15 protein-coding genes are annotated in these 16,581 nt (G+C 38.1%); 1 reads left to right on the plus strand and 14 read right to left on the minus strand.

What is annotated here, in order from left to right; translation table 11 throughout:
- Window positions 1-16 precede the first annotated feature (16 nt).
- Together D0T53_RS00090 and nspC are read right to left on the minus strand one after the other, a co-directional pair.
- Window positions 17-619, minus strand: coding sequence for a bifunctional nuclease family protein (locus D0T53_RS00090; RefSeq protein WP_163263825.1), 603 nt, complete (start codon window positions 617-619; stop codon window positions 17-19).
- Window positions 620-735: 116 nt separating this feature from the next.
- Window positions 736-1,878, minus strand: coding sequence for a carboxynorspermidine decarboxylase (gene nspC, locus D0T53_RS00095; RefSeq protein ID WP_163263827.1), 1,143 nt, complete (start codon window positions 1,876-1,878; stop codon window positions 736-738).
- Window positions 1,879-2,187: 309 nt separating this feature from the next.
- Between nspC and D0T53_RS00100 the strand changes: the two genes are divergently transcribed.
- Window positions 2,188-3,870 carry a putative transporter gene (locus D0T53_RS00100; RefSeq protein ID WP_163263829.1) on the plus strand — a complete coding sequence of 561 codons (1,683 nt, stop codon included), beginning with the start codon at window positions 2,188-2,190 and terminating at the stop codon, window positions 3,868-3,870.
- 2 nt (window positions 3,871-3,872) lie between these two features.
- Here D0T53_RS00100 and D0T53_RS13505 read toward each other — a convergent pair whose 3' ends face one another.
- From D0T53_RS13505 to D0T53_RS00160, 12 genes are all read right to left on the minus strand, one after another.
- A complete protein-coding gene (locus tag D0T53_RS13505) occupies window positions 3,873-5,000 on the minus strand; it encodes a metallophosphoesterase (protein WP_163263831.1) in 1,128 nt (375 codons plus the stop codon).
- A complete protein-coding gene (locus tag D0T53_RS00110; protein ID WP_163263833.1) occupies window positions 4,997-6,112 on the minus strand; it encodes a metallophosphoesterase in 1,116 nt (371 codons plus the stop codon). The genes D0T53_RS13505 and D0T53_RS00110 overlap by 4 nt, the downstream gene beginning before the upstream one ends.
- Before the next feature lie 76 nt (window positions 6,113-6,188).
- A complete protein-coding gene (locus D0T53_RS00115; protein WP_163263835.1) occupies window positions 6,189-6,878 on the minus strand; it encodes a zinc metallopeptidase in 690 nt (229 codons plus the stop codon).
- 179 nt (window positions 6,879-7,057) lie between these two features.
- The gene (locus D0T53_RS00120) at window positions 7,058-8,317 is read right to left on the minus strand and encodes an adenylosuccinate synthase (RefSeq protein ID WP_163263837.1); all 1,260 of its coding nucleotides are present in this window, start codon (window positions 8,315-8,317) and stop codon (window positions 7,058-7,060) included.
- Entirely contained in the window at window positions 8,314-8,811 is a 498-nt protein-coding gene (locus tag D0T53_RS00125; protein WP_163263839.1) for a Fur family transcriptional regulator, read from the minus strand. The genes D0T53_RS00120 and D0T53_RS00125 overlap by 4 nt, the downstream gene beginning before the upstream one ends.
- 340 nt (window positions 8,812-9,151) lie before the next feature.
- Entirely contained in the window at window positions 9,152-11,158 is a 2,007-nt protein-coding gene (locus tag D0T53_RS00130; RefSeq protein WP_163263841.1) for an alpha amylase C-terminal domain-containing protein, read from the minus strand.
- Window positions 11,159-11,314: 156 nt separating this feature from the next.
- Window positions 11,315-11,887 carry a pentapeptide repeat-containing protein gene (locus tag D0T53_RS00135; RefSeq protein WP_163263843.1) on the minus strand — a complete coding sequence of 191 codons (573 nt, stop codon included), beginning with the start codon at window positions 11,885-11,887 and terminating at the stop codon, window positions 11,315-11,317.
- A gap of 10 nt (window positions 11,888-11,897) precedes the next feature.
- Window positions 11,898-12,821, minus strand: a complete 924-nt coding sequence (locus D0T53_RS00140) for a TIGR01212 family radical SAM protein (protein WP_163263845.1) — start codon at window positions 12,819-12,821, stop codon at window positions 11,898-11,900.
- A 168-nt stretch (window positions 12,822-12,989) separates the two neighbouring features.
- A complete protein-coding gene (locus D0T53_RS00145; RefSeq protein ID WP_185152958.1) occupies window positions 12,990-13,799 on the minus strand; it encodes a class I SAM-dependent methyltransferase in 810 nt (269 codons plus the stop codon).
- A 228-nt stretch (window positions 13,800-14,027) separates the two neighbouring features.
- A complete protein-coding gene (locus tag D0T53_RS00150; RefSeq protein WP_163263849.1) occupies window positions 14,028-14,414 on the minus strand; it encodes a DUF3037 domain-containing protein in 387 nt (128 codons plus the stop codon).
- Window positions 14,392-15,174, minus strand: a complete 783-nt coding sequence (locus D0T53_RS00155; protein WP_163264402.1) for a HipA family kinase — start codon at window positions 15,172-15,174, stop codon at window positions 14,392-14,394. The genes D0T53_RS00150 and D0T53_RS00155 overlap by 23 nt, the downstream gene beginning before the upstream one ends.
- Window positions 15,175-15,331: 157 nt before the next feature.
- A complete protein-coding gene (locus tag D0T53_RS00160) occupies window positions 15,332-16,402 on the minus strand; it encodes a tyrosine-protein phosphatase (protein WP_163263851.1) in 1,071 nt (356 codons plus the stop codon).
- Between the last annotated feature and the right edge of the window lie 179 nt (window positions 16,403-16,581).

Raw genomic sequence — 16,581 nt, forward strand, 5'->3', positions numbered from 1 at the left:
TTATATGCCGGAAAAATTAAATCGGGTGGCCGGTTCTTTTCGATATCTCGTCTCTCAAAACCGATGCCAGCTCATAGTCTTCATTTTTTATAGCTTCTTCGAGCATATTTTCGAGCTCTGTTCTATTAAAATCCGAATAGTTTGTAAAATCCTGCACATCGTCGCTCGCATCGCCTTCTCCTTCGTTCTTTATATCGTCTTCGTCCGAAACAACTACACCTTGCTCTCGCATGATATCTTCGGTTGTATAAATCGGAGAATTTGTACGCAATGCCGTTGCTATTGCATCCGAAGTTCGCGATTCAATAACTTCAACCTTATTGCCAGCCCCATTTAAGTATAGGCGCGAATAGAATATGCCATCTTCATATTTGTATATAACAACCTCTTCGAGAAGTATGTCGAAATCAAAAAGGATAGATTTTATAAGGTCATGCGTTAACGGACGCGGAGGTTCGGTTTTATGCAATTTAAAGGCTATTGATTGTGCTTCGGGCGAACCAACTAGAATCATTAAACGGCGCACGCCTGTTTCTTCGGCCAATACTAAACCATAAGTCCCCGATTGGGATTGATTAAAAGAGAAACCTAATACCGATAATTTAACCTTCTTGTCCACAATAAATCAATCTTTAAACTGATATTATATTCAAAAATAATGTTTTTTTATTAAAAAGAGTCCTCAATACTCATAAAACATGATATTAAAGACATGTTCTTTTTCAGGAATGGATATTAGCTCATGCGATTCTTATAGTCATCATATTCGAATTCACGATAAATTTCAAGCTTTTCATCCTTAGTCCATAAAGCAATAGCTGGGTGAGATATTCCGTTAAACATTGTTGTTTTCACAATTGTATAGTGAATCATATCTTCGAAAATAATTTTATCGCCTATGCTTAAAGGTTCGTCAAACGACCAATCTCCTATAAAATCGCCACTAAGACAACTATTCCCTCCCATTCTGTACGTGGGTTTTCCCTCCACCGAATCGTGATAAGCTCCCCTAATATAAGGCTTATAAGGCATTTCAAGACAATCGGGCATATGGCAAGCAAAAGAAACATCTAAAATTGCTGTCTTTATTCCTTTATTTTCAACAATATCGGTAACTGTCGACAATAAAAAGCCTGTTTGCCAAGCAAATGCACTTCCGGGTTCCATTATTATCTCAAGATTGGGATATTTTGTTTTAAAGTTCTTCAATAGTCCGATAAGATGTTCTACATCATAATCTTTACGGGTTATTAAATGACCTCCACCAAAATTAATCCATTTTATTTGAGACAGAAATCTCCCGAATTTAGCTTCGACATGCTCAAGTGTTTTCTCCAGATCGAAAGACGAAGATTCACACAGTGTGTGAAAATGCAAACCGTCGACACCATCGGGTAATTTATCTCCCAAATCTTCCGATAAAATACCCAAACGTGATCCGGGAGTTGCAGGATTATACAAATCTGTTTCTACGACCGAATACTCAGGGTTGATCCTTAACCCACACGAAACCTTATTTCCATCTTTTACAACCAGAGGATAGAAACGTTGGAACTGGCTCAGCGAATTAAAAGTTATATGACTACTATATTGCAAAAACACAGGAAAGTTTTCCATTGTATATGCCGGGGAGAAAGTATGAGCAAGACTGCCCATCTCTTCAAAAGCCAAACGAGCTTCGTACACCGAACTTGCCGTTGAATGAGGTATATATTCGCGAATAATAGGGAATGACTTCCATAAAGCATATGCTTTGAATGCCAAAATAATATTTACCTGTGCTCTGTCTTTTACCGATTTTATGAGAGACAAGTTTTTTCTAAGTAAGGTTTCCTCCATGACATAGCAGGGAGATGGTATTTTTTCTATTTGGGGCATACTTATTATTTTTGACTCCAAAGGTATCAAGAAATAATATATTAGAAAAGAGAAAGCAGTTCTGATGAACCACTTTCTCCCTCAATCTGTTTAACTATATAATAATTAAAAAGCTAAGGGGTTACTCAACAAACTCCCTTGCGAGTCCCGTTAACTTATAATTTAAACAAATCAAAACCCGAAATGTTTTCGGACATGCTTCATATTTTAACTTAACTTCGTTTTATTAACAATATATTATTTCTTTGAGAATTTTCTACATGTAATTTATCTCTATTTATATAACTTTGCATCGGTGAAAAATTTAATATGTTTTCTTTTTTAGATTATATTTCGTTACCGTCTATTATCCAACCTATTGTCATCATATTGACGGTAGCTTTTGTTGGCCTTTTATTTGGAAAAATTAAAATTCTGAATATCTCCTTAGGTATAACGTTTGTTTTTTTTGCCGGTATAGTTGTCGGACACTTTGGCCTTGACATAAATAAAGATATACTCCATTTTTGTCAGAATTTCGGGCTTATAATTTTCGTTTATGCATTAGGGCTTCAGGTTGGACCCGGTTTTTTTTCGTCTTTCAAAAAAGGAGGATTGCAGCTCAATATGTTGTCATTGATGGTTATTATAGCAGGGCTGATTCTTGCTTTACTTTTTCACTTTATATGCGACATATCGTTACCCAACATGATAGGAATACTATCGGGAGCCGTAACAAACACACCAATGTTGGGAGCCGCTCAGGAAACTTTACGGCAAATAGTTCCCAACGATTCAAAAATAGTAACCGAAATGGCGTCGGCTTGTGCAGTAGCCTATCCTTTTGGGGTAATAGGTGTTATAATAGCCATTGCTGTTATGTATTATATGTCGGGGCAAAGAGATGAAAACAAAAACGGCGCAAGAAAAAACAAAAAAGACTCGTCGACCTACATCGGCGAATACCAAATCATCAATCCGGCTGTAGCTGGCAAAACCATAAAGGATATAATGCCTCTTTCTCCCAAAAAATTTGTTATATCGCGGGTGTGGAAAGACGGAAAAGTTACAATACCAACATCGGAAACCGAACTCTCATTAAACGATCACTTATTAATTATTTCAAAGAAATCCGATATTGAACATATTAAAGTATTATTTGGCGAACAAGAGAATGTAGATTGGAACAAAGAAGATATAGACTGGAATCATATCGATAATAGCCACCTTGTATCGCGCCGGATACTTGTTACCCACAGCAAAGTAAACGGAGTAAAACTGGGAGCTTTGAAATTAAGAAACCTGTACGGAATAAATATTACGAGGATTAACCGTGCCGGAATAGATCTGCTTCCATCTCCAAACCTATCGTTACAAATAGGAGATAGGATTACGGTTGTAGGCGAATTGGCTTCGATTGACAATGTTGCTAAAACACTGGGAAACGAAGTTAAACGACTGAAGAATCCGAACCTTATCGCTATATTCCTTGGGGTTATATTAGGAGTTATATTGGGCGCTATTCCTATACCTTTTCTGAACTTGACGGTACCCGTAAAGCTTGGTATTGCAGGTGGCCCTATAATTGTAGGAATATTAATGGGAGCCTTTGGGCATCGCTTTCATATAACAACTTATACTACACAAAGTGCAAACCTTATGCTACGCCAATTTGGTATTACCGTTTATCTGGCATGCCTTGGGTTAGATGCTGGAGAGCATTTTTTTGAAACGGTTTTGGGTTCTGACGGTTTTTTATGGATTGGACTGGGCTTTATACTAACCATCGTGCCCGTAACGCTCGTTGGTTGGCTTGCAGCTAAAATTATGAAAATAGACTATGCCGAATGTGCCGGCATGCTTTGTGGCAGCATGGCAAACCCTATGGCTTTAAGTTATGCGAACTCCACAGTAGACGGCGATGAACCTTCGGCAGCATATGCCACAGTCTATCCGGCTTCTATGTTTATAAGGCTGATAACAGTTCAGATAATTCTGATACTGTTTTTCTAAGGTTAGTTTTTGAACTTCAAATTAAATACTACAATTTCGGATATTGTGCCAATTCGGTACTGAGGACCCGACAAGCCCAATCCTGATGTTACATAAATATTGGTATCTTCCTTTTTTTTGTAGCCAAACCCAAGTTCATATAAAAATTTAATAAGCAGATTATTAGGGAAAAGTTGTCCGTTGTGGGTATGACCATAAACAGCTAGATCGACTCCGTTCTCCACCTCTTCGTCCAAGTCATGAGGCTCGTGATTTATCACTATAACAGGTAAATCTTTGTTTACATCTGCCATCAACTCGTAAAGGAATCTTCGGTCTGGAGCCTTATAATCTTCCCTTCCGACAATGCACAGTAAGCTATCTACACATATTGCCTGATCTCGTAAAACAGTAAGATCAGCCTTTTCGCTCAGCCATTTTATCTTTTCTTCGGAGTTGAGCCTGTATTCATGATTTCCGGTTACAGCATACACCCCATATGGAGCTTTTAACCGCCGAAACTCTTCTTCGTGTCGCTCCTCTATTAACGGACGAAGATCGTAGTCGATTATATCGCCAACAATAAGTATAAGGTCTGCGTTTTGCGCCATTATGCGGTCTACATACATTTTCAAAACATCCTTGTTTATTAGATAACCTACATGAATATCTGAGACCACCACAACTTTAAGCTGATTTTTGCTGGCTTTTTTATCTATAGATATATCAACCTCTGTTACAACAGGATTCCAAAAGCGGTAATTTCCATGTAACATTAAACCGATAACAACCACTAACGAAAAAATGAAATATGCACGCCGAAGAGTTACAGAACCAAGATTTATCTTTGATCGTATGGCTTTTACATAACGACTGACAATCTTAACCAAATCGAACAGCATGAGCAAACCTGCAAGATACATAATCAGCACCATCCACGATGTTCCCAATATCATTATAGGATGCAAAATATTCAGAGGAAGGCTTTCGGCGGCAAAAAAGCCGACAAGATATATGCTCAATTCTATCGAAAAAGCAAGAACATAGGGCGTACGGACAATATTTTTTTTAGGCAACAGCTGCCACCCCCTTACAAAAACATAAGTATTAAGTAAAGTATGTACTATTATGGCGTTTAAAAAAACTTTCACTCTTGTTTCATATTTATTACAACATATTCCGATTGGGTGCCTATACGAAATTTCCCACCCCAAATACCGATACCCGAACTTACATATATATTTGTGTCACCTTTTTTCAGATAGCCGTGCGATTTCTCATACAACATATTGGTTATAAGCGATATTGGCCAAACTTGCCCTTTATGGGTATGCCCCGATATTTGAAGGTCTATTTTGTTTGCTTCCGCTTCTTCCAAATGATAAGGTTGATGATCGAGCAATATTATAGGTTTCGACCGATCGATACCGGCCACAAGTTCGGATATAGGTTTGCGATCCGGATTCATCCTGTCGTCTCGTCCAATTACATAAAAAGAACTGTCGACCAACGCAACTTCATCCTGCAAAAGACGAATACCTGCCGCATTCATAAACTCGGCACTCTCTTTGTATCCACTTATATACTCGTGGTTTCCAACACAGGCATAAACACCCAGCGGAGCTTTAATATGTTTAAAGTACTGAGCCATATTTTGCTCCTTAAGCGGACGTATGCTGTTATCTATTATATCGCCGGCAATAAGTACAATATCCGGCTCCTCTGCGTTGATAAATTCTATCCACTCTTGCAACTCCGGCACTCCAATGGAGTACCCTAAATGCAAGTCGCTTATAGCCACAATACGTAACGAATCTCGTTTTTCCATTACCTTCTCAACCGACACGGGTAATTCTACTTTAACCTTCCATCTATATTTAAGATATCCACAGAACATCAGCAGAAATACAAAGACTATAGCAAAACACAGACCTACCCAATTTTCGCGTGTATAGTGAGTAAACAAATCGGATGGAACCAATCTGGTAAGACGAATGAGATCCTTTATTAAAGTAAGAATAAACAAATATAAGAATATGAATATCCACGATGTACCTACCGTGTAAAAGAATGAGGCTATGCCCATGCTTAACTGGTTTCCAAATATGAAGAATATAAAGAGCGAAATATTAACCAAAATGGCAAAAGCGATCAGTATGCCATAGCCTATTTTAGAGGGAGGAATAAGCACCCATATCCGCTGAAACACATAAAAGTTAGCTAATAAAAATATTACAAGTATAAAAATAAAGATAAATTTCATATGTAGTCTGGTTATTTATAAGGACAAAAAAAGAGTAACTCTTCGCAAAGCTACCCTTTTTTGTTAAATTTTCAAGTTAGTTTCTTCGGCTTAAAGCTATCATTATATAATACACTAATGTAGCCAACGAACCTAATGCAGCCACAACATATGTATACGCAGCCCACTTCAATGCATCTTTTGCCATATCGTAGTTACTTACATTTGTAATGCCTGCGCTGTTCAACCAAACCAAAGCTCTCGAACTCGCATTAATCTCGACTGGAAGGGTAACAAAACTAAACAATGTAGTCATTGCAAACAGCCCGATACCTATCCATAGAAGTTGAGGGAATACATTTAAAGTAAAAATACCTGCTAATAGTATCCATATAACCCATTTTGAGGCAAAGCTAACGACCGGAACAAGCGCCGAACGCATTTTTAATGGGCCATAGCCAAAAGCATGCTGAACTGCATGTCCACATTCATGTGCAGCAACTGCCGCAGCCGCAACACTATTGCTTTGATAAACAGCGTCACTTAAATTCACTGTTTTATTAGTCGGATTATAGTGGTCTGTTAGCGTACCCGAAGTAGAAGTTACCGTAACATCATATATTCCATTATCGTGCAACATTTTCAGGGCAACATCGCGCCCTGTCATTCCATTAGTTAACGGAATTTTCGAGTACTTCTTAAATTTGCTCTGTAGCATGGATGAAACCAACCAACTAACAAGAGCAACTCCTAGAAATAAGATCCACTGTATAGGTAATATAGACATAGTTCTTTAGTTATAAATTAATACAGAAAATAGTAAATCAAATTGTATACCAAAATTACGAACATATCCTGTTCATAACCAACGCAACACCCTAAAAAACATTAAGTGTTATGCATTTTACACAAAACACTTAATATTTATAGCTTATTTTAACAAATTGCAGATTTTACAACCCTATTTTATCTGATTATAGTCTGTTCCCTGTCAGGTCCAAGTGACACTATTGTAATTGGAACCCCCAAATTTTCTTCTAAAAAGCTTAAATACTTCTTGAACTGAGCCGGAAATTCGTCCTCTTTCTGCATTTTTGACATGTCAGTCTGCCAACCTTCCATTTCAACATAAACAGGTTCTACACTGCCTGCCAATTCGAATGGGAACTCGGTAACCTCAACTCCATTTATTTTATATGCAATACAAGCCTTGATAGTTTTAAAAGTATCAAGAACATCACTTTTTGTCATTATAAGGCGTGTAACCCCATTTATCATTATTGCATAGCGTAATGCCACTAGATCGACCCATCCGCAACGACGGGGACGCCCTGTTACAGAACCAAATTCGAAACCTATATTACGCATATTATCGCCGTCTTCGTCGAACAGTTCGGTGGGAAACGGACCACTACCAACACGCGTGCAATATGCTTTGAAAATACCAAAAACCTCTCCTATTTTTTGAGGGGCAAGTCCTAAACCAATGCAAGCTCCCGCCGTGATAGTATTTGATGATGTAACAAAAGGATAAGACCCAAAATCGATATCTAACATCGTGCCTTGTGCTCCTTCGGCCAATACTTTTTTATTTACCAGTTCTTTATTTATATAGTGTTCACTATCGATAAAAGCGAACTCTTTTAGTTTCTCCAAACCGTCGAACCACTCTTTTTCGATATCGGCTAAACTGCTGGTATCGAATTTAAATTGCTCAAGGGTTTTCAAGTGACGAGCTTTTACAGCCTGATACTTTTCTTCGAAACCACAAAGTATATCGCCTATACGCAAACCGCCCCGACCTACTTTTTCGGTATAAGTAGGACCTATACCTTTTCCTGTAGTTCCAATTTTTGCATCTCCCTTTTGAGCTTCATAGCAGGCATCCAACAAACGATGCGTAGGAAGAATAAGATGTGCTTTTTTAGAAATGAGCAATCGTTTTGTCAAACTATGCCCCGATGCTTCCAAAGCCTCTATTTCGACTTTGAATAATGCAGGATCGAGAACAACGCCATTTCCTATGATATTTATATTATTTCCTTGGAATATTCCTGACGGAACCGAGCGAAGAACATACTTTTTTCCTTCAAACTCAAGAGTGTGCCCTGCATTAGGTCCTCCCTGAAAACGAGCAACAATAGAGTATTCGGGGGTCAAAACATCTACAATTTTCCCTTTACCTTCGTCTCCCCATTGCAGGCCAAGTAAAACGTCTACTTTCATTTTTTTGTTGTGAGTGAATTGGTTTTATTTTTCTTTTCTTGTACTTGATTCTTTTTTTGGCACTTGCTACATATACCATAAATATACATACTGTAGTAACTTATTTTAAAACGTTGCAAGCGCTTTTGCTGCGAAGGAGTAAAAAGATTACTGTTTTTGTATTCTTTTACCTCTCCACAACTTGTACATATAAGGTGATCGTGATTTTCGTTGCCGTAAGCACGCTCGTATTGCGACACATTTGCGCCAAACTGGTGCTTGATTACCAAACCGCATTCGAGCAGCAAATCGATTGTATTGTAAAGTGTAGCCCGACTTACACGTAAACTACTTTCGCTCATTTCTTTATAGAGCGACTCCATGTCAAAATGTCCTTTTGCCGAGTATATATGATCCAATATAGCGAAACGCTCCGGAGTTCTCCGGTGTTTTTTAATATTAAGGTAAGTAATAAATTCTTCCTTTACTTGGTCTTTTAATTTATTATTGTCCATGGATTAAAACACAATGCGAGCAAAAATACACTTTTTTAGGCAATTATCGAGTATCTTAAGCATAATTATTCGCTATCTGTCTTAAAAGTTTTGTAAAACGAATTTTTATAAAATAAGGATTCCATAAGCCTGATATTCAAAAATTCTATCTGTACAGAATTACACCTCGTTTAAAGTGCCCTTAAAAGCCGATAATATCAAAAACCTGACACACCTGACAGAATTTAAAACTTTTTTGTTTGCTGCATATTAAAACCGTAAAGCTAAAAACCGGACAGTTTCCCTCAGCTTTTTATGTTTGTTTACCCAAGCAGTTTTTAGCTTCAATATATAGATAAAATCAGCCTATTCGCTTAAGCACCATACCTACACGAGCAGGAATATATAGTTTAAGCCACCCCTTTTTCTCTTTGCTATATAATGGATCGGATTGAGTATAATGAGCAACAGAATCGTCTGTCAGTCCATTACCCCCATAATCAACACTATCGGAATTCAATACTACCTGATATTTTCCTTCGGGCGCAAGAAATCCATAATCGGAATATGATTTAGCCGGACTAAAATTAAATACAAAAATCAAATCGTCGCGCATATAAGCAAGTACCTGATCTTCGTCCTTGTCCCACAATTTAACAATTGGAGTTCTTTCAAAGTGCTTTTCACTTTTTATCACATCAATCATTGCCTTATCAAAATCGCCTAAATAATGATATTTCAAATCGTGGTCATCAACCAGTTTCCACTGGCGACGTGCATATTTATACGACCATCCATTTCCTTCACGCGGAAAATCGATCCATTCGGGATGGCCGAACTCATTTCCCATAAAGTTCAGATACCCTCCATTTATTGTAGTTGCTGTAACAAGGCGTATTATTTTATGCAAGGCAATTCCCCTGTCAGTCGCAAACGAACTTCCGTATAGTTTCGACATATGCCAATACATATCCGAGTCTATCAATCGGAATACAATTGTTTTATCTCCAACCAATGCCTGATCATGACTTTCGGCATAAGATATTGTTTTTTCTTCCGACCGTCGGTTAGTTAATTCCCAGAATACAGATGTAGGACGCCAGTCTTCATCCTTTTTCTCCTTAATCATTTTAATCCAATAATCGGGGATATTCATAGCCAAGCGATAATCGAACCCATAGCCGCCATCTTTAAACTTCAACGCCAGACCCGGCATACCGCTTACTTCTTCGGCAATAGTTATCGCATTAGCATTTACCTCATGAATTACTTCGTTTGCTAAAGTAAGGTAAGTTATCGCTTCATCATCCTGATGCCCGTTATAATAATCGCCATAATTTGTAAAATCTTCGCCCATCCCGTGACTATAATATAACATAGATGTTACCCCATCGAAACGGAACCCATCAAAATTATATTCCTCCAACCAGAATTTACAATTCGACAGTAAGAAGTGAATAACCTCATTTTTTCCGTAGTCGAATGTCAGCGAATCCCACAATTTATGCTCCCGCCTGTCTCCTTCGTGAAAATACTGAAAGTAAGACCCATCGAATCGGCCCAGCCCCTCAACTTCGTTTTTCACTGCATGCGAATGAACCAAATCCATAATAACGGCAATACCCATATCATGCGCATCGTCTATTAAATGTTTTAATTCGTCAGGAGTCCCGAAACGGGACGAAGCCGCAAAAAAACTGGAGACATGATATCCAAAAGAACCATAGTACGGGTGTTCCTGAATAGCCATTACCTGAATAGCATTATAACCATCGGCTTTTATACGAGGCAAAATGTTAGTCCTAAATTCTTCGTAAGTGCCAACTTTTTCTTCTTCGGCTGCCATACCTATATGGCATTCGTATATTAACAAAGGAGAAGTATCGGGTTTAAATTTCTTTTTCTTGAAAGTGTATGGTTTATCGGGAGCCCACACCTGAGCACTGAATATTTTTGTATCGGAGTCCTGAACAACCCTTGTAGCCCATGCCGGAATGCGTTCGGCCGAACCCGAATCCCAGATCATCAGCAACTTGAATAAATCGCCGTGATTTATAGCTTCAAGAGGAAGCTCTACTTCCCAATTACCATTATCAATTCTATTTAATTTATATCTTTCGTCTTTTTGCCAATTATTGAATGTCCCGATAATATAAATATCTGTGGCGTTAGGTGCCCACTCTCTGAATATCCATGACTTTTCGGTTTTATGCAACCCGAAATATAAATATCCGGAAGCAAATTCCGATAATTTACAGTTCCCATCCTGAGTAAGTTCTTTAATCTTACTCCGAACTTTTTCGTATCTGCCTACTATTGCCTGTTCGTAAGGCTCTAACCATTTATCATTCTTTATCAGATTGAGCATAATATCGAGATTTGAAGATTTTGTCTCTTTTTGTTTGTCGTAAATCTAGTCATAAATAAAGACTTATACAACCTGAATTTTATTTTTGTTAAAACATTTCCATAAAAAGAAACAAGAGTACATAACAATATTGTTTTCCGACACTCGCGCCCGCAACTACTCTATTCTGATATCATATTTCCCTAATAATCCCATAACTCCCTGCAACGAGAAACGTGCCTTTTTCATAACATTTCTGTCCAGATCGATAGAATAACCATAAGCCGTAGTAAAATCAACTTCGCGCAAATTTGTATTCTCAAACATAGCACCTTCGAGATTAGAACGGATAAACTGAGATTTACTCAGGTCGGCATCAGCAAAATCGGTATATTTCAGACTGCAATCAATAAAAGAAGTCCCCGATATTTTAAGTCCTTTAAGCAGAGAATAATCCACAACACTCTTATTAAACTTCACGCTAAACAAAAAAGTAGAACACAAACTAAAATCCACTCCCAGTATTTTGCAATTATCGAACTCTGCGTTTGCCAACTGCACTTCATTTAATGTAATCATTGCTAAATTGCAATCGACAAAGGAGCAATCGACAAAACGAGTTCCAAACAGTTTCATTTCTGACAAATCGCACTTCTTGAACGTGCAATTGTCGAACACTGCACCCGATACTTCTTTCACTTCGAAAGTCCGGCTTTCGAAGCACTCATCTTCATAATATATTTCAACCATAGTTTTATTTCTACTCTTTGTATAATTTCCCCTGCCACGTATTCCGTTCCTCGAACCGCTTCAATACCTTTGCTGTGAATTCAAAATTTTTCACCCCCCAATCGGGCGCTATTAACAACGACTTTGGCGACTGCGACACAAAGCGCTCTATAACAAACGAAGGGTTTAACAATTCGGCAAAGTCAATACACAGATCAATATACTTATCTACTGTAAATAAATTAAATAACGAAGGATTTTCGGCATACTGCTTCGCCATAACCGTTCCTTTTATCAATTGAAGCTGATGCAATTTAATTGTAGTCAGTGGCAGCCTCGATAAAACACGGGCATGCTCCAGTATCTGTTCATGCGATTCGCCGGGCAAACCTAATATCATATGCGCACCGGTAAATATTCCCGCCTGAGCTGTTTTTTCGATAGCCAATCTGCTATCGTTAAAAAAATGTCCTCTGTTTATAAATTTAAGTGTAGAATCGAGTGTAGACTCAATGCCGTACTCTATCATCAGAAAAGTTCTGTTTTTGAGTTCCTCAAAATATTTCAGCAAATCATCGGGCATGCAGTCGGGACGAGTTCCTATTATCAGCCCTACAACACCAGGATAACTCAAAGCCTCTTCGTATTTCGCGATCAAAGATTCCAGACTATCATACGTATTTGTGTACGATTGAAAATAGGCCAGATACTTCATATCGGGATACTTATGCGAAAAGAAGTCAATGCCATCCTTCAGCTGTTCAGTTACAGTACGAACATCGCGTCCATAACCGGGGCTGAAACTCTGATTATTGCAATAGGTACACCCACCAACACCTTTTACTCCGTCCCTATTGGGGCATGTAAAACCCGCATTTACAGATATTTTCTGAACCTTATGGGGAAAATACTCTGACAAAAAGCTTCCGAATTCTTTATATGGTTTATTATTCATTTATTACGTTTTCGTCTGACGAAAATACTCAATATTTCAGTTTTACCTATCATGTATCAGGCAAAAGAAAACTATCGCCGCAAAATTTCAATAAAGCAAGCTTTTGTATAAGCAACTACAATAGACAAGAGGGTGAATCAAAATTCACCCTCTTTCTTTTTCAGCTTGTTATCCTATCTTTTTTGCGATGAAAAACGTATAGCCATAAAATTCCTTATACTTGCGGTATAATTCTTCTTCGCGAGGCTGAAGTTCCATGAATTCTTCAGCAGCTTTATTTCCCGCATATTTATCAAGAAAAATCTCCCGGGCTTTTATCTTTTTTGCAAAGTAATGCTCTATCCAGCAATTTTCAGGCAGAATAAAAGTAGCAATAGGAAGATATCCTGCCCTATGAATTTTGACTACCTGATTGGGAATAGTGTCTATTTCAGGATATGCCTCCATCCAAAAATCATTGATTTCCGCTGGGCGTTCGTCTGTAAACCACGAACTCTCTGAAACTGCAATATAACCTCCTGTTTTCAAGTATTTACGCCATTCGTTCAGCCCCCGTTCAAAGCCGATGTTATAAATAGCCCCTTCCGACCAAATCAGGTCTAGTTCCCCTGTCTGAAAAGGAAGATTATCCATCGACCCCACAACACCTTTTACCCGATCGTGCAAGCCTAACTGCTCGGCATTACGATTGAAGATATCGATAAAATCGGGAAACAAGTCAAGACCAGTAATCCGTCCTGGTGCATGCTGCGCCAATACCATTGTCTGCCCGCCCGTACCGCAACCAATATCGGCAATAAGGGATTTCTCGGTCAGATTATCAACAAAGCCCAGTGCTTTTTGTGTCACTTCCGGACTTCCGGGTCCCTGTCGTTCCATATTGGAAAAAAATTCGCAGATTAAGCTAAAATCGAATTCGTGAATTGTTTTATTTTCGTTACTCATTGTATTAATGTATTTTGCATGCACAGAAAGCATAACAACGCCTTCATCGTTGCACACAGTTTAAAAATTTAAATTATAATAATATAAGAATTCTTCCCGAAAAGAGTTATCCGAGAGTAAACGAAAGGACAATCTGCATAAAACACGCAGACTGTTTACTAAACCAAATCCGATTTAAATGTTGTAGTCATAACACAAAGATATGCAATATTTTGTTGAGTCAAAATATATTGCATACTATACAATCAAAAAAAATAAAATTCAAGGCAACACCATCTCCCGAAACAATTTCTCAAAAGTAGCATCCAGATCACCCGAAAAGCCACTATGGGGACGCGAAGTTTGTATGGATGTACTCCGAACTGCCGTAAGCCAACGAAAACGTTCGGGTATATCCAGCGTTGCAATATAACCTCCTTCAGCATTACCCGAACATATAAAATCAAACACATTCAGATTTGCATACAATGTATCAATATCTAATTCCGACGAGAATAAACGTAATTTATTTTCATCAACCTGATATTGGGCTTTCAGATACTTTGTTGCTTTCGAAAACATAATGATCCCGACATTTATAAACTCCTCGCGTTCCACCCTTGGCACAACACGAATAACAGCATACTCATATAAGTGCTTTCCTTGCATGTTGCGCTTCTTTTATAAATACTTCCGAATGCTTTAATCTTTCGTTCAAAAAGCCGACGTACACCCTCCGTATATCATCAGGCGATTCGTCTACCCCACCCCAATGTAACCAATCGTCAGGTAACAAGTTTACTATTTCTTCTATCTTTTCGGGGGTAAGTATATTTTTAAATTCTTTATCCACAATCTCCAATTCCGTAGCATAAGGCAACATCACATGGTCTTTTACCTGAGGGAAAGGGCTTAATGCATATTTCTCCCAATTAACCCACGAATGATGAAAATAAAGTGATGCACCGTGATCGATCAGCCATAATTCTTTATGCCACATCAGCATATTTGTATTTTTTGCTGTTCTGTCTACATTAGTCAACAGAGCATCCATCCACAGTATTTGCGAAGCCGTTTTTGCATCGGGCACTGTAACTAACGGATCGAAAGTTAATGCTCCCGACAAAAAATGAAGTCCCATATTCAGCCCTCTGCTGGCTTGTAATAAATCCTGAATTTCTTCGTCTCCTTCCGTTCGCCCAAAAGCCTCGTCCAGATTAATAAAAACCATCTCGGGAAGCCTGAACCCTAGTGTATGCGCAATAGCCCCACCAATCAATTCGCTGACAAGCATCTTTGTTCCATGCCCCGATCCTCTGAATTTTACAACATATTTAAAACCATCATCGGCTTCGGCCAAAGCAGGCAAAGACCCACCCTCCCGCAAAGGAGTTATATATCGTATTACATTTACTGTACGTAATTCCATCATATAACAAAGGTAATTGTTTTTCAGAACCGCAAATATTTTCTCAACGTATTTTTAAACAAAAGAGGTACAGTCCAATATTATACGACTATACCTCTTTTTATTTCCGAGGCAGACATTCCCGCCTCTAACAATGTTACCGAAGCAACATTGCAGACTAGTTATAGAGTAATATTTGTTTCAATTTTTCTCTTTTTTCGTGGGTCAGTTTCAGTTCCTTCAACATATAATCGTCAACCGATCCGCTTTTCTTTTTCATGCAGGACACCGCATATCGCAACTGCGACAAATCGGCCGTTACAAGCATCATAACTGCATCCTTCATCGACCCCGGCATATCCGGTCTGTTTTTATCGCTAATAATCAGCGAGCGATCAATATAATTATTCGATAACAAATAATCATCTTCGGCAACACCGGTTGGTACGTCCAAAGCTTTCAACAACAAGTATGTAACAATCCCTGTACGGTCTTTTCCATATCCGCAATGATATACCAGCGGATAATTATTTTCATCCAGCAGAATATCAAAAAACGCACTTAGTTGAGCAGTATAATCATCAATCAGTATCCGATAACAATCCTGAGTATAAATATGTGCGTCGCCTTTAAGAAAACGGCCCTCAAGAATTTGATCCTTTACTTCCTCATTAAAATTATTTACACTTATTGGTAATGTTATATAATTTGTAAAAACTCCGGTTTTTGGTTTTTGCGAAGAATGCTTGTTGCTTCTCAAATCCACCACTGTTTTAACACCTAATCCCTTTAAGACATCCTTATCCGCTTCAGACATATTTGTCAAGTACCCCGATCTGAAAATTTTACCCCAACGCATTTGTTTATTGGCACGGGTAACATAACCGCCAACATCCCTAAAATTTTGCACTCCATCCAAATCAAAAAAACGATTAGAGATTATAGAGGATGTAGTTCGTCCTATCTTTAATTTAAAAAATTCGCGAACCTTATTTTTCTGCGAAGGCAGTACAGCAATATAATCATTCACATAAGTTACTTTCACGGGATCGCCGGAAAACACAGAATCGTTATCGGACTCGAATATTTCAATTCTCGCACTATCTTTTTCGGGAAAAACTTCCCATTTCAGCACATAATTATTTTCGGCATCTTTTTCGCAAATAAACGATATTTCTGTATGCTCGGAACAAGCCGACACTACAAATATCATCGCGAATAAACCAAACAGTTTTGCATTTCGTATCATTTCTTCAATTCTTATCCATCGCAAATATAAATATTGTTTCGAAACCTGAGTAAATATATAACATCATTTGAATATTTAAAACATTTGAAGAGTGTTTGACCGCACTTTTGCCTTTTTTATAAAAAACTTGTTTTATTGTACTTTTAACGCTGTTTCATCCATTCTTTAGCATTTATAAA

This window comes from Dysgonomonas sp. 216 (assembly GCF_010501065.1).
Classification (GTDB): domain Bacteria; phylum Bacteroidota; class Bacteroidia; order Bacteroidales; family Dysgonomonadaceae; genus QVMM01.

Excerpts from the sequence above, each read along its gene's own strand:
- D0T53_RS00120 (WP_163263837.1), bottom strand. The coding sequence starts at position 8,317 with ATGAAAGTAGACGTTTTACTTGGCCTGCAATGGGGAGACGAAGGTAAA.
- D0T53_RS00155 (WP_163264402.1), bottom strand. The coding sequence starts at position 15,174 with ATGGAATTACGTACAGTAAATGTAATACGATATATAACTCCTTTGCGG.
- D0T53_RS00140 (WP_163263845.1), bottom strand. The coding sequence starts at position 12,821 with ATGAATAATAAACCATATAAAGAATTCGGAAGCTTTTTGTCAGAGTAT.
- D0T53_RS00125 (WP_163263839.1), bottom strand. The coding sequence starts at position 8,811 with ATGGACAATAATAAATTAAAAGACCAAGTAAAGGAAGAATTTATTACT.
- D0T53_RS00145 (WP_185152958.1), bottom strand. The coding sequence starts at position 13,799 with ATGCTTTCTGTGCATGCAAAATACATTAATACAATGAGTAACGAAAAT.
- D0T53_RS00135 (WP_163263843.1), bottom strand. The coding sequence starts at position 11,887 with ATGGTTGAAATATATTATGAAGATGAGTGCTTCGAAAGCCGGACTTTC.
- D0T53_RS00150 (WP_163263849.1), bottom strand. The coding sequence starts at position 14,414 with ATGCAAGGAAAGCACTTATATGAGTATGCTGTTATTCGTGTTGTGCCA.
- D0T53_RS00100 (WP_163263829.1), top strand. The coding sequence starts at position 2,188 with ATGTTTTCTTTTTTAGATTATATTTCGTTACCGTCTATTATCCAACCT.
- D0T53_RS00110 (WP_163263833.1), bottom strand. The coding sequence starts at position 6,112 with ATGAAATTTATCTTTATTTTTATACTTGTAATATTTTTATTAGCTAAC.
- D0T53_RS00115 (WP_163263835.1), bottom strand. The coding sequence starts at position 6,878 with ATGTCTATATTACCTATACAGTGGATCTTATTTCTAGGAGTTGCTCTT.
- D0T53_RS00160 (WP_163263851.1), bottom strand. The coding sequence starts at position 16,402 with ATGATACGAAATGCAAAACTGTTTGGTTTATTCGCGATGATATTTGTA.
- D0T53_RS00130 (WP_163263841.1), bottom strand. The coding sequence starts at position 11,158 with ATGCTCAATCTGATAAAGAATGATAAATGGTTAGAGCCTTACGAACAG.
- nspC (WP_163263827.1), bottom strand. The coding sequence starts at position 1,878 with ATGCCCCAAATAGAAAAAATACCATCTCCCTGCTATGTCATGGAGGAA.